Annotated in this window: 18 protein-coding genes and 1 pseudogene; 2 read left to right on the top strand and 17 right to left on the bottom strand. The window is 38.3% G+C overall.

Annotation, left to right across the window (positions count from 1 at the left end; translation table 11 throughout):
• Positions 1–170: 170 nt before the first annotated feature.
• The 4 genes from H3Z85_00770 to H3Z85_00755 all read right to left on the bottom strand — a co-directional run bounded on the left by H3Z85_00770 (position 171) and on the right by H3Z85_00755 (position 3,823).
• The gene (locus H3Z85_00770) at positions 171–422 is read right to left on the bottom strand and encodes a hypothetical protein (protein ID QPQ52090.1); all 252 of its coding nucleotides are present in this window, start codon (positions 420–422) and stop codon (positions 171–173) included.
• A 77-nt stretch (positions 423–499) separates the two neighbouring features.
• Complete coding sequence (locus tag H3Z85_00765; protein ID QPQ52089.1) at positions 500–1,078, bottom strand: hypothetical protein; 579 nt, start codon at positions 1,076–1,078, stop codon at positions 500–502.
• A complete protein-coding gene (locus tag H3Z85_00760) occupies positions 1,075–2,928 on the bottom strand; it encodes an ATP-binding protein (protein ID QPQ52088.1) in 1,854 nt (617 codons plus the stop codon). Before H3Z85_00760 ends, H3Z85_00765 begins: the two co-directional genes overlap by 4 nt.
• Positions 2,929–3,049: 121 nt before the next feature.
• A complete protein-coding gene (locus H3Z85_00755) occupies positions 3,050–3,823 on the bottom strand; it encodes a helix-turn-helix domain-containing protein (protein ID QPQ52087.1) in 774 nt (257 codons plus the stop codon).
• A gap of 78 nt (positions 3,824–3,901) precedes the next feature.
• Here H3Z85_00755 and dinB point away from each other — a divergent pair, with 78 nt between their 5' ends.
• Positions 3,902–5,050, top strand: coding sequence for a DNA polymerase IV (gene dinB / locus H3Z85_00750; GenBank protein QPQ52086.1), 1,149 nt, complete (start codon positions 3,902–3,904; stop codon positions 5,048–5,050).
• Between the two features lie 4 nt (positions 5,051–5,054).
• Positions 5,055–7,994, top strand: a complete 2,940-nt coding sequence (locus H3Z85_00745) for a DNA polymerase III subunit alpha (GenBank protein ID QPQ52085.1) — start codon at positions 5,055–5,057, stop codon at positions 7,992–7,994.
• A 7-nt stretch (positions 7,995–8,001) separates the two neighbouring features.
• On the opposite strand, the gene H3Z85_00740 is transcribed toward H3Z85_00745, so the two are convergent.
• From H3Z85_00740 to traK, 13 genes and pseudogenes are all read right to left on the bottom strand, one after another.
• Positions 8,002–8,901, bottom strand: coding sequence for a hypothetical protein (locus H3Z85_00740; GenBank protein ID QPQ52084.1), 900 nt, complete (start codon positions 8,899–8,901; stop codon positions 8,002–8,004).
• A gap of 5 nt (positions 8,902–8,906) precedes the next feature.
• The gene (locus H3Z85_00735; protein ID QPQ52083.1) at positions 8,907–10,286 is read right to left on the bottom strand and encodes a hypothetical protein; all 1,380 of its coding nucleotides are present in this window, start codon (positions 10,284–10,286) and stop codon (positions 8,907–8,909) included.
• The gene (locus H3Z85_00730) at positions 10,279–10,557 is read right to left on the bottom strand and encodes a hypothetical protein (protein QPQ52082.1); all 279 of its coding nucleotides are present in this window, start codon (positions 10,555–10,557) and stop codon (positions 10,279–10,281) included. Before H3Z85_00730 ends, H3Z85_00735 begins: the two co-directional genes overlap by 8 nt.
• An 11-nt stretch (positions 10,558–10,568) precedes the next feature.
• A complete protein-coding gene (locus H3Z85_00725; protein QPQ52081.1) occupies positions 10,569–11,108 on the bottom strand; it encodes a hypothetical protein in 540 nt (179 codons plus the stop codon).
• A gap of 10 nt (positions 11,109–11,118) precedes the next feature.
• Complete coding sequence (locus H3Z85_00720) at positions 11,119–13,161, bottom strand: Vgr family protein (protein QPQ52080.1); 2,043 nt, start codon at positions 13,159–13,161, stop codon at positions 11,119–11,121.
• Between the two features lie 346 nt (positions 13,162–13,507).
• On the bottom strand, positions 13,508–13,783 hold the full coding sequence (locus tag H3Z85_00715; GenBank protein QPQ53816.1) for a molybdenum ABC transporter permease: 276 nt from the start codon (positions 13,781–13,783) through the stop codon (positions 13,508–13,510).
• A 140-nt stretch (positions 13,784–13,923) separates the two neighbouring features.
• On the bottom strand, positions 13,924–14,445 hold the full coding sequence (locus H3Z85_00710; protein QPQ52079.1) for a hypothetical protein: 522 nt from the start codon (positions 14,443–14,445) through the stop codon (positions 13,924–13,926).
• 67 nt (positions 14,446–14,512) lie between these two features.
• The gene (locus H3Z85_00705; GenBank protein QPQ52078.1) at positions 14,513–14,965 is read right to left on the bottom strand and encodes a DUF3872 domain-containing protein; all 453 of its coding nucleotides are present in this window, start codon (positions 14,963–14,965) and stop codon (positions 14,513–14,515) included.
• Positions 14,966–14,976: 11 nt separating this feature from the next.
• The gene (locus H3Z85_00700; GenBank protein ID QPQ52077.1) at positions 14,977–15,537 is read right to left on the bottom strand and encodes a conjugal transfer protein TraO; all 561 of its coding nucleotides are present in this window, start codon (positions 15,535–15,537) and stop codon (positions 14,977–14,979) included.
• A gap of 19 nt (positions 15,538–15,556) precedes the next feature.
• Complete coding sequence (gene traN / locus H3Z85_00695) at positions 15,557–16,456, bottom strand: conjugative transposon protein TraN (protein QPQ52076.1); 900 nt, start codon at positions 16,454–16,456, stop codon at positions 15,557–15,559.
• A gap of 24 nt (positions 16,457–16,480) precedes the next feature.
• Positions 16,481–17,808: pseudogene (gene traM / locus H3Z85_00690) on the bottom strand (conjugative transposon protein TraM).
• Positions 17,798–18,079, bottom strand: coding sequence for a nitrogen regulatory IIA protein (locus tag H3Z85_00685; GenBank protein ID QPQ52075.1), 282 nt, complete (start codon positions 18,077–18,079; stop codon positions 17,798–17,800). Before H3Z85_00685 ends, traM begins: the two are co-directional and overlap by 11 nt.
• A gap of 10 nt (positions 18,080–18,089) precedes the next feature.
• Positions 18,090–18,713 (bottom strand): conjugative transposon protein TraK, encoded by a 624-nt coding sequence (traK, locus tag H3Z85_00680; GenBank protein ID QPQ52074.1) that lies wholly within the window; start codon positions 18,711–18,713, stop codon positions 18,090–18,092.
• Positions 18,714–18,718: the final 5 nt, after the last annotated feature.

Here is an 18,718-nt window from a genome sequence, read left to right as displayed (position 1 = left end):
GTCGGCTGATTAAAATATGTAGCTTTTAATTTCTTCCATTATTCTATTTCGAGTTCAAAGTAGGTATCTTCCCAATTGAATTTAGCCTTTAAAAATTCCCAGGCTCTATCAAGTACCATGTCCTCGTCCTGTCCAAGATTCTTCGCGTTACTTATAACAAAAAATCCCGTTTAATTTTCAGTCTTATATACAAAGTCCTTATGTCTTGATGTAAAATTTTGGGGCTCCCGTCCATTCATATACAGGAACTCGATCAGTGATTCGCTTTTTAGGTGATAGACCCAGGTTCTTTCATCTTCAATATAGTACCCGTCCAGTAACGAGTCCGCCTTCTGGGACACAAGCTCACCGTCATTCTCGTAATCCTGAATGCTTTTTTCGCAAAAAAGAAATTCTGGTTGATGAAATTCAATGCTTTTCATGATAGATGTCCTTGATTGTTATGATCTAATATACGATTATTTTTTTGCTGCTTCAATTTGATATTCCTTGTTATATTTTATTCATCATTCAGGAATAGTCGATCAAGTTCCTGATCAATATTCAGTTTCAGCAGGCTATTATAAAGTTCATCCTGCTGTTTACTATCTCCAAGGTTTTTACCGAAATACTCAGCCATAAATTCGGCGAAGAACCTGTGAAAAATTCTAACATAAGTCTGGGCTTTTTCTGCTATATCTGTGTCTCCAATATTGATTAAACCATGAAGGGCCAAGTAGATCCTGTAAAGTAGATTGAAATTCTTTTCCTTTAAACCAAATTGGTATAATAATTTCATCTCGTTTGGTATCAAAAGAAAGCATTTCCGTATGGCCTGAACTATGGGTTCGATTATGCCTTCCTTACCGCTTATAATCTGTCCGATCCCTTCCCATTCGTAGCTTTCATAGGATTTCATATTCAACAAAGATCTACGATCTGCCCTGTGGATAAATATAGGGGATGAAGCAATTTTATGAATAAAGGTCAGATGAAAATTGTAAGGGGTCAGATCTGAATTTTCACAATGATTTTCATCGCCCATTGGGAACGGAGCCAATTGCGACAGTACCGCAAAAGGAAAAAAATCTGCGATCAACAAACCTTCATTTCCATATTTTTTTTCTCATAATCGATGTCGATGTGACCTGCGTTTTCATCAAATAAAAGTAATCTTGACTGATCAGAAATCACTTCCTTTTTTGGCTCTACTTTTAGCATTCTGTTGATAAGATCTGAAAACAATTTTGGTTTTGTTTGAGAAATCTCCATCAGTACAGCGGCTCCCACAATATCGCAATATGGAACTGCCATAGTCAATTCGCTAAAATAATTGAGATTTTGATCAATATCTCTGGTCTCAGAATCTTCCGCGAGAAGGCGTGAAATTATTGGAATACAATAATTGGCTAATAGTTCAGGAAGTTTGGGGTATAGTATACTAAAACCATTGTTCCGAAAATGCCTGATCACCGTTATGGAAGATTTTATCAGTCCCTCGTAATGGTCATTATATTTCCGTTTAAATATATCAATCGTAATAGAACCACTTAACGATGCAGCCACATTAAGATCTGAGTTTTGTTTCCGCAAATTATTTTCTTCCATAAAGCATTCTGCCATCATTGACATCAGACGGTGAATTTCTTGCGAATAAGTTTGGTTGTTTGTAAGGAGCTTTAAAAGGTAAACATCAGGTATCGGCTGGATCTTATCATATTGCCCTTCGACAAGGGCATCATTTTTATACAGAGAAATTAAATGTCTAATAATACGTGGTTCTCTATATTCAGCTGCATAATGTCCTCCATTTTCAATAACCAACTTGAATTTATCAAACATTATTTCATTTGCCTGAAAATACTCATCGTCGTCGAGCGCATCTAATTTTATAATTTTACTTTTCTCGCCTATAACAGTTTTATAATTTTTAAAAGGTACATAGGCTAACTGTTGTAAATTGAATTCGTCTACCGTATAAAGGATTCGATGGTGTCCATCATCAAAAATGTCAATTAGCTCAATGATTTCGTCCATAATAACATTGGAGATACTCTCGTTGAAGTTATCAAGCAACAAATAGAACCTATTCTCACTACCCACCCTCAGTGAAGAATGTAACCATTCCCTGATCTGTTCGTCACTCACACGCATACCGGAGTTTTTTGTAAAGGTATTGGCTAGTTGTCTATAAATTGAATAGTTATGGTCATGACAGTCCAGATAGAAGACAAAATTTTCCTGTGAATTCAACCTACTGAAGAATTGGTAGAGCAACATTGTTTTTCCGCTGAATGCCTGGCCTTGTACGCCTATCAAAGAGGTTTTATCGTCGAATGCTTCAATCACCTCTGCTAGAATGCTGCGGTCAATCACAAAATCTGGGCATATAGGCTTGGTTAAATCTCCAATTTCTCCCGTCAATCGTAAAAATTTTTGTTGGGTTATCTGGTTAATAACATGAGCGAATAATTCTGGATCGTTATTCAACAGGAGATTTACGGCATCCTTGAAATCATTTGCTGCCAGGGCGAAAGAATCCTTGATGCACTCATTTATCATCCCAAAATCTACACTATCGGTAATAATTTCTTCTTTGGTATAGGTGTTAAAAAAACGATTGATCTTTCCGTTAGAAATTAATGTTATCGCTGGCATCTGATCTAAAAGTCGTGCGTAGGAAATTCCTTGAGCTATATCTCCAGAAGAAATAGCCACATTCTCCTGTTTCAGTTCCAGGAGAATCACATTTTGCCCATCAATTTTCAATATAATGTCGGAAATTCCCCGTACAATATTTTTTGCTGAATATCCGGAATCTAATGGGATATAGTGATGTCCTATTTTAAGCGTAAATGAGGTTTGGTGTTCTACTTTTACCTCCTTGAATGTTGGAAATACTGTGTGCAGTACACGATCAATTCTTGCTTCTAACGTAGCTTCATTCATTGTTAATAATATGTATAAATTGATCCCAAAAGTTGGTTCTGAGGGATTAAAGCAATTTACAATTTTTCACCAATATATTCACCCTAATTATAATCCGATCTCCAAGATATAAAACGCTCAATTACGATGTTAATTTTGAAAGATCCGATTTGATTTCATTGAACATTTTGATAATAGTAGTGTTGTCCAACAGAAGTTCATTTTGTTGTGATTCCTCGACAGCAATACTCGACGTAAATTCCCAAACCTCCAAAAGATCTTTCAAAAGAATATTGTATGGCTTATAAAAAGAGTTGTCGGCCATAACCTCCAATGCGGTCGGTTGTACTGCCGATAATCTTTTATAGGTAATTCCTTCATGTGTTAAAAAAATATATGTCTTCCCGATCTTAATGTCATTCAGTGATTCTATATACCTTCCGATTATATAAGCACCGTCTTTATGAGGTGGCATAGAATCACCTTCTACTGGAAAGGCTCTATATTTTCCATTTCGAAGAAACGGCAGAGACATAGTTTGTAAGGACTCTATATAGTCAGGATCTGCATAGCTCATAAGATAGCCCATTGAAGCTTTGAATGGAACAATCTCGATTTTATTTTCACCCATCTCGTCGGTTTTTATAGGAAGTAGGATTCTGTTGTCAGGTAAATTGACCATTTCTTCTAACCTATATTTTCTAAGGTCAACGGTAAGAAGTAAGTCGGTACTTAAATGATAAAATTTAGAAAGCGCCACAAGTACTTCCAGAGGAAGAGAAACTTTTCCGTTCTCATATTTAGAATAGCGATCTCTTGTTATACCTATGGCCTCGGCTATTTTCTCTTGTGAAAGCTGCGTTTTCTGCATCCGTAAATACCTGATGTTGTCGGCCAAAAAAGTTTGTAATGTCATTTTGGGAATATTTTTCCCAACAAATATAAACCATCTTGGGAAATTTCTTCTCAATTTTGCTAAATAAATTAGTATAAAATGGAGCGGACGATTGTACATTGTGACTTGGATACATTCTTTGTATCGGTTGAAAGGCTGATCAACAGCGATCTTATCGGGAAACCAGTATTGATCGGAGGAAGTTCTGACCGTGGCGTTGTTGCGTCCTGTTCTTATGAGGCCCGCAAGTATGGTATCCATTCCGCCATGCCCATGCGCCTTGCCAGACAGCTCTGTCCCGAAGCTGTGCTTGTGCGGGGCGACCATGATCTTTACAGTAAATATTCAGACATTGTTACGGAAATAATCGAAGATAAAATTCCGGTTGTTGAGAAAGCGTCAATTGATGAACATTATCTTGATATGACCGGAATGGATAGATTTTTCGGTTCCTGGCAATTGACACAGGAACTCCGCAAAACCATTATTAAAGAAACTGGACTCCCCATTTCATTTGGTTTTTCAAAAAATAAAACCGTAAGTAAGATTGCCACGGGCGAAGCGAAACCCTGTGGAGAACGAAAAATTGATGAAGGGACTGAACGGAATTTCCTTGCTCCGCTATCTATTCGTAAAATACCGGGTATCGGGGAAAAGACCTATCCGTTATTGCGCAATATGGGAATATCACAGATCCTTACTTTACAGCAGATGGACGTCATTACCATGAGAAAGGTACTGGGTGAAAATGGCGTCAGCATCTGGAACAAAGCCAACGGTATTGACAACAATGCGGTTATTCCTTTCAGCCAGCAGAAAAGTATGAGCAAGGAGACGACATTTGAACAGGACACAATTGATATGGATATTCTCAGACGGACGATGCTTTCAATGGTGGACGAGCTGGCATTTGATCTGCGTAGAGACGGCAGACTGACTTCATGTGTGACAGTAAAGCTTAGATACAGCAATTTTGATACCCATACCATGCAGACAAAATTGCCCTTTACATCATCCGAAAGGGTTATTTCTGAAAAAGTAATGCAGCTTTTTGAAAAACTATACAGCCGCAGGATGCTGATACGCCTGATCGGTGTAAAATTCAGCAATCTGATAGCAGGTGGATATCAGGCAGATCTTTTCAATGACACACTTGAAGATATCAGGCTGTCTGAGGCAATGGACAGGATAAGAATAAGATATGGGCACGATTCGGTGCTCAGGGGCTTCGCACTTCCAAATTTATAATACGATGCTGCTCAATTTACATAGTTATTATAGTCTACGATATGGTACAATAAGCGTAAAGGATCTGATTGAGGGTATCCGCAAGTATGGATTTGACACAGCTGTACTCACGGACATGAATAATTCTTCAGCAACAATTGATTTTATCAGACAGTGCAGGGAAGCTGGTATAAATGGACTTGCAGGAATGGAATTTCGTAATAATTGTAAGCTTCTCTATATCGGAATCGCAAAGAACGAAAAAGGTTTCAGGGAACTCAACGAATTTATGACTGCCCACAATCGTGATAAAACATTATTGCCACCAATAGCACCTGGCTTTCGGGATGTTTTTATAATTTATCCTTATGGAAGTATTCAAGAAGCTGCTCTTCGGGATAATGAATTTATAGGAATACGGCCTTCGGAGCTTACCCGTTATATCGTTGCTCCAAAACGTTTTATGGATCGATATGTAATCCTTTCCCCCGTATCATTTAAACAGGATGATTTTCAGTTGCATAAACAGTTGCGCGCTATTGATAACAATATTCTGATATCACAGCTTCCTGCTGATCAGATGGCGGAGAAAGATGAAATATTTGTTCATAAGGAAAAATTAATGCAAATATATGGCCTGGTTCCTGAGTTGATTGCAAATACAGAAAAGTTACTTTCAGAATGCCGTTTTGATTTTGACTTCAAGGGTTCCAAAAATAAAAAGACTTTTACGGGAAACCGTTATGACGATAAACAATTATTGTTTAAGTACGCTATGGACGGGTTTGAACGACGGTATGGATCAAATGACAAAATTGCCAGAGATCGGGTTCTGCATGAACTGGATATCATTCATGAGCTGAATTTTTCCAGTTATTTCCTCATAACCGATGATATATGCCGTTATGCAAGAAACAGGAACTTTCATTATGTCGGTAGAGGCAGCGGAGCCAATAGTATTATCGCATACTGTCTTGGGATAACTGATGTTTGTCCAATCGAACTGAACCTTTATTTTGAACGGTTCCTTAACCCTAAAAGGAAAAGTCCACCCGACTTTGACGTTGACTTTTCATGGCGGGATCGGGATGAGATATATGATTATATTTTCAAAAGATATCAGGGCGAACATACTGCTCTCATGGGAGCAATGGGAACTTTTCGTGACCGTTCGATCATAAGGGAACTTGGAAAGGTTTATGGACTTCCCAAACCTGAAATTGATCGACTGATCAGTGACCCCTCCAATATGCTCAACAAAAATGAAGTTACCAGGACAATCCTGGGAGTTTATAATCAAATGGCAGATTTTCCCAATCAACGTACGATACATGCCTCCGGTGTGCTGATATCGGAAAATCCGCTGACCTGCTATTCTGCGCTGGATTATCCGCCCAAAAACCTGCCGACAATGCAGTTTGATATGTATGTTGCCGAGGAAATAGGGTTTGAAAAATTTGATATTTTATCACAGAGAGGAATCGGACATATTGAGGATTGCAGGGAAATCGTTAGAACCAATAGGGGCGAAGCCATCGAAACTTCCGATCCTAAACGTTTCTTTAACGATCCAAAGATTGCAGATCAGCTAAGGTCAGCCCATACCGTCGGATGCTTCTATATTGAATCCCCGGCAATGAGGCAGCTCATAAGTAAATTGAAATGCGATGATTATTTGACGCTTGTCGCTGCAAGTTCAATAATTAGACCCGGAGTAGCGTCGTCGGGAATGATGGGGACTTTTATTGAAAGGCATCTAAACCCTGAAAAAGTTGAGTATATCCATCCGGCATTTAAACAGGAACTCGAAGATACCTATGGTGTAATGGTATATCAAGAAGATGTAATGAAGATCGGTCACCGCTTTGGGGGATTGGATCTGGCTGATGCGGACGTACTGCGTAGAATGATGTCCGGCAAATACCGAAATAAGAATCATATGCTCGAAATTGAAGATAAATTTTTCTCCCATTGCAGGAACCAGAATTATCCGGAAGAAATATCCCGTGAAGTATGGCGGCAGATGGAAAGCTTTGCCGGATATTCGTTTAATAAAGCGCACTCCGCATCTTTTGCCGTGGAGAGTTACCAAAGCCTTTTTTTGAAGACTTACTATCCGCTTGAATTTATGGTTGCAGTGCTGAATAATCATGGCGGTTTCTATGACCGTGAAGTGTATGTGAACGAAGCAAAAAAAGCAGGCGCTAATATTTGTCTGCCCTGTATAAACAGAAGTATATTCGATACCTCAATAATTGGTAAAGATATCTACCTTGGTTTTGACTGTATTTTGAATCTGGAAACAAAACTGGCACAGTCGATCTCAGAAGAACGGAAGAAAAATGGCCCGTATCTGGGGATTGAAGATTTCAATCAAAGGACAGGAGCAGGGCTTGAACAGATCATCATTCTGATACGTTGCGGAGCCTTCGGATTTCTTGACGTTGATAAAAAGGAACTGCTGTGGGAGGCACATCTGATCCTTAATTCCAATAAAAACATGAACTTTCAGTTGGGCCAACTCTTCCAGAGTTCAAACGAAAAACCGAAACTTCCAGTCCTCATTACCGATCCGCTGGAAGATATTTATGATGAGATTGAACTGATGGGTTTTCCTGTTTCGGGCAGTATTTTTGATCTGGCAAAATCAAATTATCGAGGTAATGCATGCGCCGATAATATGTCCTTATTCGCAGGTCAGACGGTAAGGATCGTCGCCTATATGGTAGCTGAAAAATGGGTAAAGACGAAAACCGGTAAACCCATGAAATTTGGAACCTTCCTGGATAACAACGGTGACTTTATAGACACCGTGCATTTCACACAGAGCCTGCTCAAATTCCCCCTTCGTGGAAAAGGATTATACCTGATAGAAGGTAGAGTTACCATTGAATATGGATGCCCATCAATAGACGTTCAAAGATGTGCAAAAATGCCCATAAGACCTGATCCAAGAAGTATATAGTATTTGTTTATATGAATATGAAACTATCCATGTGACCATATTTACTACACCAGAAGTCAGCCCATAAATGAAATGCTTTCTCAGTAGAGACTTGTTTTAGTCGCTGTAATCTTTCTCCGACTTCTTTAGGGGTAAAGCCAATACCATTAATTGTGAACCAGGCTTTGTCATACTCCCCACTTACAATATACTTTTCAAATAGCTCTTTTTTATTTGTATTTGCTAAAAGCCATTCGGGAATATCCTCGATTGGTTTGTATTTTGGATCTTTTTTAAAAAAGGAAAAACTTGACTTATCTTTATTATACCCGATCCATTCTTTGTGAAAGATTTCAAAGTAACAAGACTTTGGAACATTGCTCAAAATTATCAGTTTATCGTTAGAGGGAAATTGACCATCATAAATTTCATTTTCGTTTACACATGAAAGTGGTCTATTTGTATTGATTACCGATATATTACATTCTGGATTTTCTTGGTGGTTCTGATTTGCTTGTTGAAATTCTAAAAAATCCTGATTCCTTAACCCCATGAGTGCCGCACATTTTTCTAGTCTTTCGGTAACTATGCAATCCTCGCTGTTTACGAATTCGTTAAACAACAATCGCGAAAACAGTTGTTTCTCGTTTCTAGCAATTTCACTTGTTTGAAACCCAGCTCCATCTGTCATATCACCAAAACTAATTTTTCTATCTGAAAACCAGTGTTTAACCATTCCCACATGATAATGGTCTGCGTCATAACTATACATAAAAGGTATGAGAAACGGTGGATGAGCAAATGAGCCTGTATTTGTTTCTTCAATATAAAACCTAAACATGCTATATTCATCAATAATCGGAATTTCACCTTTATACAATGATTTAAGTTCCTTTCCTAAATTTAATTCATTTAATAATTCTTCCATTCTTCTTAATCTAAGTCGTTATCGTCAATTGGTCTAGGAGGATATTCATATAATGGTTTTTCATGCTGTGGACTAACCGGATCTCTGGTTGGATGCGGACCCTGAGTAGTTGCTGGATGTATTTGGTTCAAATGCTGGTCAGTACTCTGGGTTGGATATAAATTTTTAGGATCAGTAGCATGCTCTGGATAACGCTGTAATGGCCAATTGGTATGATGTATTGGGCCTTCCGGTAAGTCTACACCCTGTTCAGAAGCCAGTTTTTTAAATTCTCGCTCAATCGTTGAAAATGCATTCCTCAATTCTGTATTTGTCATCTGTCTATTATTACGCATATTTGCTTCGTATCGAGTAAAAGCATTTTCTTGTCCCGTGTTTCTTTTGTTTTCTTTGGCTTGTTCCCACAAGGCACGCCAGACCGGATTATCAAAAAGTGATTGCAATCCAAATCTCCCCTCTAAAGTGACACGCTCAAAAAGCTTACCATTTTTCAATGCATTAACTGTCTGCGCTCCCTGTTTGTAAATTCCAACCGCCATATTCGGGTTTGTCCTCGCACTTTCAGCCATCGCTCTTTGCCCAACCAGTGATAATCCAGCATAATAGAAATCCTGCCAATTCAACGGTTGTGGATTTGAGCCAGTAGCTTTTTGGTATATCTGAATAAAGGGTTGCTCAAACATCGTTAAACCTGAAATTACTTCATCGCCTGTTTCACTTAGACTTTTACCATTTCTTAATATCCCCTCGAAGCCTACCTGATCTACAACAGCAATTCCCCTTGCGGAAACGTTCAGAAAAGCAAAATTGAGCAATGCTGTAGACATTGTGGGGGTTGCGGTTCCTGCGAAAGCACCAAAGCCCGCTGATCCAAGTTTACCCAGCATAGCACCTTCTAAAACTGCCCAGCCAGTGTTTCTTGCAGTGTAGATCATAGCCTGCCAGGTACTCGTAATTCCTTCTGCATAAGTAACCGTGCCACCTATAATGCAAGTCATTTGGCATTTTGAAGTTAAAGAATACGCATCTTTACGTCCATAGGCATTTAACGTGGAGTAACCCACCCACTTTCTGAAAGGAGCTGCCAGACCTCCACAGAGTGCAGCACTTGCAGCCACTGCGACTGCCGCTAATAAAACCAATGCCGCACCTCCGGTAACAATGCCAGCTGCAGCTATCGCGGCAGCGATAACCACTGTCCAGCGGCAACAGAAATCGCCCAGCTGTTGTGTTGCAGTATCATCTTTAACTAAATAATAGAATTTATCTTTTGTCCCGTGGTTTGTTTGCGTCGGGTACATCTTTGCCGGAGCAAGACCTGATGAACATGTAAAATACATATCACTGGTCAATGCCACATAGCCGGTTTGTCCTGATTCACTCATACAGTCTAATTTTATAATGAACTTCGCCTCCAAATTTATCATTGATAGCTTCAGAAAAATTCACTTCCCCGTCAATAATAAAGCCACTCAATAGGTCTATATTATATTGTGCGTTATACAGATATACCGGTTTTAAAGCGTCAAAATCTGAAATCGGGAACCCACCATATAAATCTTTCAGATGATTCTCTGCCACTATATTCGGATATCCATCAACCTTGATAGTATAGATATTTTCCGCATCCGGACTTTTGTTCCCATCATATCCCAAGGCAAAAGGAATTAAACCTGACCTAAATAAATTAGGAATATTTTTTTTATCCTTCCAAAAAAATCCCTGCCATAAATATTATTTAAATATATGTCAAAAAATTCCATAGCCTTTACCATTGCATCCACACCGCCAACCTTTTCAAAAGCTTCATCTTGGATTTTAAACAACTCAACCAATGAGGTATTGGCCTTATTGTATTCAATTGTCTCAGCCTTAACATCTTCCCATCGTTCCTTTATCTGTTCCAAATTTTTAACCCGCAGAAGAGTACCTTGCTTATCTACGGTAAAAGTGATTTCATTGAGAGCCTTTTGTAATTGGCTGACAACTTTATGAATTTCTATGTATCCCATATTATCCGCTTTGACCATACGGTGATCAAGCGTAATAAGTTCAAATGTATAATCGTGGGAGCCTATTTCTTTAAGTGTAAGCATCCATCTTAATTCCACTTCTGTTTCACTCATCATGCCATTTAAAAGCATATTGCTAGTAATGTTGACAAGGTATTTCTTAGTACTTAAGGTCTTAAAATTTATATATTCCATTCAGATAACCTTAATTAATAAATACGTTTCCACCACTCCAGGAACCTTCACCAGTAATTTCTATTTTTGCTCCGTTGACCTTAATTCCTGCCGTTGAAATTTCAAGACTGTTGTCACCAACTTTTAAGGTTAGCTTTTCCAGCGAACTTAAATCAATAACACCATCTTTTCCCATGGTAAGAACACTTTGACCGTTTCCAACATCTGTTTTGTGGATATCTCCAACAGTTACCGTATTTTTTTCACCAACTGAAACAGATTTATTCTTGGTAGCATTGGTGTTCGCATTCCCGGCACCATCAAATTTCATGTTCGCACCACCTTGATCTGTAAGGAAAACAGATCCTTCACCGTCATTCAATTCTAGCTTATTTCCACTTTTACTACTAAGACTTTTGATATTATTTCCTTCTCCTCCTCCGGCGCCAATCCCACCGTGATACATTCCTCCCATAACAAAAGGCCGATCAGGATGCAGATGGACATAATTGACAATTACCTGGTCACCAACTTCCGGAATTGACATAAATCCCCGGTTTTTTCCAACTTTATCGCTGCTTCCAGCATCTGGTGACATAACGCGGATAAACTCCGTGGTATCCTGGCCCTTTTGCCAGTCAAGCTGTACCTGTACTCTTCCTTGATTTTGTGGATCGGTATTGGATATTACTTTTGCAAACTGGGGCTCCGCTAATGGATTGATATATTCCGGTCTTGGAAGAAAGCCCGTATCGGAGGCAATTGCTTTAAATGATCCTTCATAATAGCCTCTGGCATCTACCTGATGAAGAGCTTCAATAACCATTAATTTCGTAAAAAAAGTAGTCTCATTGGAGTCCGGTTTTCGCATTTCTATATCCGTTATGCATCCTGGATAAAGAAATGGCAAACTTGTTTTCCCAGAGGTAACGAGTACCTCAGCGGCTTTGCTCCCTGCCGTACCTCTTTGGGAAGCATCAATATCCATAAAAGATATCGCTTTGATAGGGGCAACACGTAAAGAAGGTGTTTGAAAAGTGCGTTCTGAAATCTCATAAGCACGTTTTGCAATGTCTGAAGTATGTGTAATTTTTGAACTGCTTCCGATAAACTTTTCATCTTTACTACTATTGTAACCATAAAAAGTTGGTTTAACATGCTGTGCCTTCATTTTGATCTTTACATCACTTAAATTACTTCCATAAACCAATTTTATCGGTTTCTCCTGTGGTGGCAATTTGCCAAAATGAAGAATCTCTCCATCATAAAAAAACTGCTCACCATAAGCCTCGGCGATTCTTGACAGATAATTAAAATGTGTTTCCTCATATTGACAACTGTAAGAAATATTACCATGCTGAGAATCAACACGAAAATCAAATTTTCCTTGATCCAGGGCTTCTTTAATCACTTCATTTGCAACGCTGTTCAAACTTATCGGTTGCGAACCTCCAAAACTTTGTATATGTGGAGCTGCATCTAATAGGATCGTTGGACTATAGCCCTTAAAAACGATGTCTCCTAAACTGCCTTTTTCCTGACTAAATCCAATCTCTGTAATAACACCTACAAAATTTCTCTCAGGGCTTTGATCCACATCTTTATATTTAAAAACAACGGTGATTCTTTTCCCTAGAAAAGCCTGTGCGTTTTCAAGATTATGGTTTTCAGGATCTCCCAGTGCATCGTGGGCAAGAACCATTTCAAACTTATGATGGTTAGATGCCTTCTGTTTTAATCTAAAATGTTTAAAATGTCTGATTTGCTTACCTTCAACATGAATGTCAAGATTTATAACCCGATTAATACCTGCAATTGCGTTTTCCGGGATTGCATGGGCATTGAAAATTTTTGAAGTCGGTTGATTGCTCCAGATCTTTTTATTGGAAATTTCCGCCTCATTAGGAGTTATCGGCTTATTAAACATCTGGTTTCCTGAACTTATAGCATCTTGGGCTTTTAAAGCATCGCTTTTCAGGTTTTCAATATTTACATTTTTTTTGAATTCGTTTTCATAATTCATCTTATCCGAATACTTTCCGGTTTGGGAAAGATCCTTTTCTTCTTGAAACATGATAATAATTTTTTCGGTTGTGTTTAATTAAAATATAATCCTTTGGGTAGGATTCTTTGAGGACAACTGCAAACAAAAAGGTAGGCCCTGTTCCATTTACATTAATTTCACTTGCTTGTAATTGTAGCGAAAACTAGCGGGAATACCTCAACAAGAGGTGATTTGAAGATTAAATAAATGACTCATTAGCGGTTTTTAATAGGTTAATAATTAATGACTTGGTAAGCCAATATATAACTATAAAAATTTCTGACAAAATTTTATACCACATTTTTGAGAAATTGTCGTATTTCTACGACCGGAGATATAAGGATAGGATTATATGGAATTTTAGCTTTTAAATAGCTTATTTCTGATAGGCTTCAATACTCTTTTGGCGTCTTTCCTGATCTTTTTTGAAAGTTCTTGCAGTCCATAAAAAACCAATACCTAAAATGATCAGTGCATACGCTATCCATTTGCCAAATCTTTCTGCTAAGGTTACAATGACGGATCGCTCATAACTGGAAAAGCCTTCTGCGCCTGCGGGACCACGACGGTAGAATTTACGCCTGTTGATCCAATAACGTAAAGCCAGTCCGAGAATTAAAAAGCCAATGCCCATAACTAATAACGGTATCATATTCAGTGTTTCGGTTTCCATAAAAATACGAAAAAATTTTTTCTTCATAAGATATTACTAAGAAAAAATTGGGTTGTTTCAGTGTGAAACAACCCAATTTTCATTTCCTCAACCGGATAATCCTGCAATCCTGATTTAATCTATAATCTGAATCTTCCTCTTTTCCGTTCCGGTTTCCGGTTCTTTTTCTGATCTGAAAGACTTTTGTCTTGTTTATCTTTTTGCTGAGTGACTGGGTTTTCTTTTTCAAAATGTCCGACATGCTCCACAGTTTTTTCTTTTGGGTTATTTTTTTCATTACTGATCTCCTTTTTTTCAATTTTTGTTAGTTCGTTCTCCACTTTGTCAGCATAATAAAAAGCTGTCATTTCCACATCGATTAAGTTTCCCTTTCTTACAAGTATGGTAGGATCTTTTATGCCTTCCAGCATCGCTTTATAAAGCCATTCTACCGATAACTGAACCACAAAATCACGATCCGTGGTGTTTTCAAAACAATATTCTGTCGCATCATAATTAGTTCGGAAAGTGGGAAGTGATTTCAGGTCTTCAAGGGTGCATAATGTTATCCAATCACCGTAGGCTAAATACTTGTCACCTTTATCAAGTGTTCTCTTTAGATAGTCCATTGTCAGCAAATAATCGTTTTCTGAAATCGTCATCGTTAAGTTTTAATGAGAGAAAAATAAATGAGACAGCTTTGATCATTAAGCTGTCCCATTACATTAATTAATCAATACTGTTAAATTGAAAGCTCAATTGTCTTTCATTGCCAAAATTATCGAGTATCCAAATGTCAAATGATTGCTGGACATTGGATTGCGATGTGTAATAGAAGGTGATCTCCGAACTCTTGGCATCGGAAAGAAAGTATACTTTATTGGGTAGAAAGGCTTTTTTCCCTGTCTTCCCAATCTCATAGATCAGATTTCCATTTCCGTCATACTGAAAATACCGGAAGAAATATTGAACACCAGAAAAACTTCCTGTATTTTTGATTTTCATGGAAATTGCCTCCGTCTGGCCGACTGCAATTGCTTTGTTAACAGGAAGGACAACAACCTCAAATGGGAAGTTCTGCTGAATATCAAGATCATCATTTTTACAGGAAAATAATAAGCCAATACTCATTAATAAAATGAACCAGCTATACTGGAATTTTGTATCTAAGAATGTTTTCATATAGATAAAATTTAAAGGTTAAAACGAAGGCCAATACCCGCGGAAGGACGGAACTGATTAAAATTTGTTCCCCAAACGTATTTCGCTCTGGCCTGTAAGGATAGGATAATAAAATTGGTCAGATATGTCTCTAGGGTCAGCCTGCCTCCGGCACCGTACACAAAACTGCTTTCATTGTTGATTTGTGAACCATCCGCTAGCAATAGTTTGTTGTGATTGACCAACTGATAACCACCACTGGCTTCAACTGCTGAATTTAAATTCACAATTTTATTTGGTAAGCCTATAACATGGAAACTATATCCCCCCGATAATAAATAAGTTTCAATCGGAATGGGGTTTTCAGTATAGAATGTTGTCCTACGCTGATATTCTGCTGAAAAGAAATGATAGTTTCCTTTTTTGTGATTTTGTGTCAGCTCCAGATTCACAAAATAATTGTCCTTTGGCTGATCATTGGAAAACATGCCAGCAGTGACCTGTAAACCTTTTTGATAAGGTAGTAATCGTTGCGCCAAAATTGACGTAAATGGCAATAGAACCATTAAGAATATGCTTAATATCTTTTTCATATCGTTTTAAATAAGATTGTTATTTAATTTTTAGTGGTAGATCCTTTAATAGTACTGCACGGAGTAGATCCTCATTTTCAACTTCAAGTCGTTGATGCCTTCCACCATTCTTTTCAAAAAGCTCAATTACAAGTATTTTATCATGATCAAGTGTGAACTGATCCAGCAGATAAACTTCACGGCTCGTTTTGTTGTCCGGAACTTCGGCAATATCGCTGTAAGTCCGTACGATATTTAGTGGTTTCTCTTGAAATACAGTACGTTTTGCTACTTTTTTATCGACTATTTTAAAATTTATAAAGTCTATCTGATAGGAAACATTGGTTTTATTCTGAATCTGCGTATTAAAGTAATATTTCCCCTGGTATATGTAAATCCCTTTCAGACTAAAGAGAATTCCAAAACTTCTGGAAGCAATGTGCCTGATATTGTTCCGGTTTTTTTTATAGATAGCTTCCATGAGCTGATCGGGAACATAAGGAGAAAAACCCAGGTCTTCCAGATGTATATTGGCTCTGGAGTTTGATACGGATTTATCCATTGGATCAAGGTTATAGGTTAGGATCTCGGGATAAGAACTGTAAAAAACACTGAAGCTATAAAATTTTCCGTCATCCGTAATCACTGAGAAATTGGATTCATCTTCAAAATCTTTCACTGCTGCTTTGATCCGTAATACATTGTCCGCATCATCAGCTTTTCCCGCAGTGAGAAATTCACTTCCCAGATCAACATAACGGATCGCAGATGGAAAGATAAGGTGCGTTGTTTTATTATACGTTACAGTGATGTGATAAGGCTCAACGTGTTCTGAATCTAACTGATGATTTAATGAGTCTGTAATTGTTTGTGCATGCGAATAAACAAAACCAAGCATTGCACAAATCGTTATTAATATTTTTTTAATGATCGATTTCATTTCTATTTGATTTAAGAATTAGTATTATTTTTTTGAAACTAAAAAGACCTGATGACCTGCCTTTAACATTACTTTGGGTGTTCTTACTTTCTTTGAAAAATAGCCCGCAACTCCTTGAACCAGGCCACGGGAGAGGTCGCCCGCTATTTGCTGGCCTGCGGATCTGCTCATCATGATAGAAGTACCGGAAGACTGGCTCATGTTAGCAGCAATTTCATTGACGGCACTCATTTCAGCGGAATATGGCACGTTCAGCCCCAATTGACCGTCCAGATCATAAATATTGATTTCTACCGGGAAAATATTGCCGCTGGATTCTATTGAAGAAACCTTTAGGCTTAAACGTCCATTGTTGAATTTTGCTCCGGCAGTAACAATAGAACCGGAGGGAATAGTGAAATCAGGAGTCTTTGAATCTTCAAGAAGCCGCAATTTCACGGTTCCTTCACCAACAATGGTTGTGTTTTCATGAATGCATGCCCGAATACTATTCTTAACTTTGGTAGCCTGTTGGGTTACACCCACAGTGTAGAATCCACGGTTTCTTTCTCCGTTAATATTTTCCAAAAACTCCCGATCTGAAGGTTCACGATAAAGTGCAGAAACCACATTTGCACGCATAGGCGAAAAAGCAACAAAGGATGTTTTCTGACCTCCGGTATTTCTAATGGCTGTACTGTCTGACTTTTTTTGCTCACCACCATTATTTGGAAGATACTTGGACGCCATCTGGTAAGATTTTTCCATGAGCTGCAATTGGTCATTAACTGTCAAGGGAGCAGGATTCGCATCCCTTTCATCAAGTTGCCTTTTTAATCCTGCAATCTCTTTGCGAAGTTCATTTGATTCATAATTTTCATTACTGTTATAAAATGACCCTAAAGTCGCCTGTGCGTTGCGATAGGAGTTTAATGCCGGACTTTCGGCCTGATAGCTCTTTCCTGATGGATTATTTGTTGGATTCTCATTTAATCCTGAATTCGGATCGGCGGCCTGCATCGTACTGTCACTATTCCAATAATCGGAAAGTGATGTGAGCATATTCTTTTTTGCTGGTTTTTCTCGTCCATCATTGCCTGCTCATAGGCTTTTTGTTTATCGGACTGCATACCTATTTCTGTTGCCTGTGGAACAGCACCATTGAGGCCCGAATCTTTGTTCTCATCCTTATCGGACGATGGTTTGAAAATCAGATATAGACAGACAAGGAAAACAATTCCCATTAGAAGATAGATCAATGGCTTTTTTAATTTTTCCAGCTTGGATTTGTCATTCCCACTGATTAAATCTTCAGATTTCTGGTCAGATTCTTCGACTAGAATACTGATTCTTTTATTCTCGTTATTTTCCATTATTCTCATTTTTTAAGTTAATTGATACACTGTCCTTGGCTATAAGACCGGACTTTTCTGTTTTTTCGACAGGATTCTCAATATGCCGGATGGCAACTTCCTGATCTGCTTCTCCCGTTTCGACACATACGTTTACCACAACAATAAGCGTTAAAATGGTGTACAACAGGAAAAAATAAATAGTATATTTTCGCTGCTTTTTTATGGGCAATTCGCGCCAACAGTCATCAAGATCATTGATACGATTTTCGATTTTTGTTCTTAGATTCATAATGATAGATTTAACGTTCTACAACTTCCAGATCCCTGTTCTCCAACACGGCGAATTTCTCGATGTTGAAGCCCTGTGGGTTATTATCTGACCGAACGGAGTTTAGCAGATTACAGGAAGTGACCAGATTACGCTTGGTCACGTTGCTTGAACGGATGATAAATTGAGTGGAATAAGTTTTTACTGAATAGGGGTAAGAATCGAAGTTGCAGATTACACTGTCAACTTCGACCCTTTGCTGTACATTTCCACTGATGATACGATTATAATATCCCTTTTCCGCAAGGTCATTGTAATAGTCAAATACGCTCTTGTCGGCAAGATTAAAAGCACGCTTCATGTTGCTCTCAATAGCATTTTTGTCCGGGGCCAGGGTAAAAAACAGTTCGTGAAAACGTCTTACATGCTCTCTTGCCTCAACAGGGCGGTTGATGCTGGCATCCTGTGCAAGCGCCAGCATCAATGATTTGCCCTGATCCAAGACATAGATTTTTTCCCGTTGCTTTTCCGCGAAACTGTATGACTTCCAGATTGCGTATCCAACGATACCAGTGCATAACAAGGCAAAAATTATCGCATAAAGCCTGATCTGGCGGAAGCTATTTTCTATATTCCGGAGGGTTTTAAATTCCATGTTTT

This window comes from Chryseobacterium indologenes (assembly GCA_016025055.1).
Lineage (GTDB): Bacteria > Bacteroidota > Bacteroidia > Flavobacteriales > Weeksellaceae > Chryseobacterium > Chryseobacterium indologenes.
This window is presented reverse-complemented; position numbering and strand designations above follow the sequence as displayed.

What these genes read in the sequence shown, in the direction of transcription:
- H3Z85_00770 (QPQ52090.1), bottom strand. Translation starts at nt 422, where the DNA reads ATGAAAAGCATTGAATTTCATCAACCAGAATTTCTTTTTTGCGAAAAA.
- H3Z85_00760 (QPQ52088.1), bottom strand. Translation starts at nt 2,928, where the DNA reads ATGAATGAAGCTACGTTAGAAGCAAGAATTGATCGTGTACTGCACACA.
- H3Z85_00755 (QPQ52087.1), bottom strand. Translation starts at nt 3,823, where the DNA reads ATGACATTACAAACTTTTTTGGCCGACAACATCAGGTATTTACGGATG.
- dinB (QPQ52086.1), top strand. Translation starts at nt 3,902, where the DNA reads ATGGAGCGGACGATTGTACATTGTGACTTGGATACATTCTTTGTATCG.
- H3Z85_00745 (QPQ52085.1), top strand. Translation starts at nt 5,055, where the DNA reads ATGCTGCTCAATTTACATAGTTATTATAGTCTACGATATGGTACAATA.
- H3Z85_00740 (QPQ52084.1), bottom strand. Translation starts at nt 8,901, where the DNA reads ATGGAAGAATTATTAAATGAATTAAATTTAGGAAAGGAACTTAAATCA.
- H3Z85_00735 (QPQ52083.1), bottom strand. Translation starts at nt 10,286, where the DNA reads ATGAGTGAATCAGGACAAACCGGCTATGTGGCATTGACCAGTGATATG.
- H3Z85_00725 (QPQ52081.1), bottom strand. Translation starts at nt 11,108, where the DNA reads ATGGAATATATAAATTTTAAGACCTTAAGTACTAAGAAATACCTTGTC.
- H3Z85_00720 (QPQ52080.1), bottom strand. Translation starts at nt 13,161, where the DNA reads ATGTTTCAAGAAGAAAAGGATCTTTCCCAAACCGGAAAGTATTCGGAT.
- H3Z85_00715 (QPQ53816.1), bottom strand. Translation starts at nt 13,783, where the DNA reads ATGATACCGTTATTAGTTATGGGCATTGGCTTTTTAATTCTCGGACTG.
- H3Z85_00710 (QPQ52079.1), bottom strand. Translation starts at nt 14,445, where the DNA reads ATGACGATTTCAGAAAACGATTATTTGCTGACAATGGACTATCTAAAG.
- H3Z85_00705 (QPQ52078.1), bottom strand. Translation starts at nt 14,965, where the DNA reads ATGAAAACATTCTTAGATACAAAATTCCAGTATAGCTGGTTCATTTTA.
- H3Z85_00700 (QPQ52077.1), bottom strand. Translation starts at nt 15,537, where the DNA reads ATGAAAAAGATATTAAGCATATTCTTAATGGTTCTATTGCCATTTACG.
- traN (QPQ52076.1), bottom strand. Translation starts at nt 16,456, where the DNA reads ATGAAATCGATCATTAAAAAAATATTAATAACGATTTGTGCAATGCTT.
- H3Z85_00685 (QPQ52075.1), bottom strand. Translation starts at nt 18,079, where the DNA reads ATGAATCTAAGAACAAAAATCGAAAATCGTATCAATGATCTTGATGAC.
- traK (QPQ52074.1), bottom strand. Translation starts at nt 18,713, where the DNA reads ATGGAATTTAAAACCCTCCGGAATATAGAAAATAGCTTCCGCCAGATC.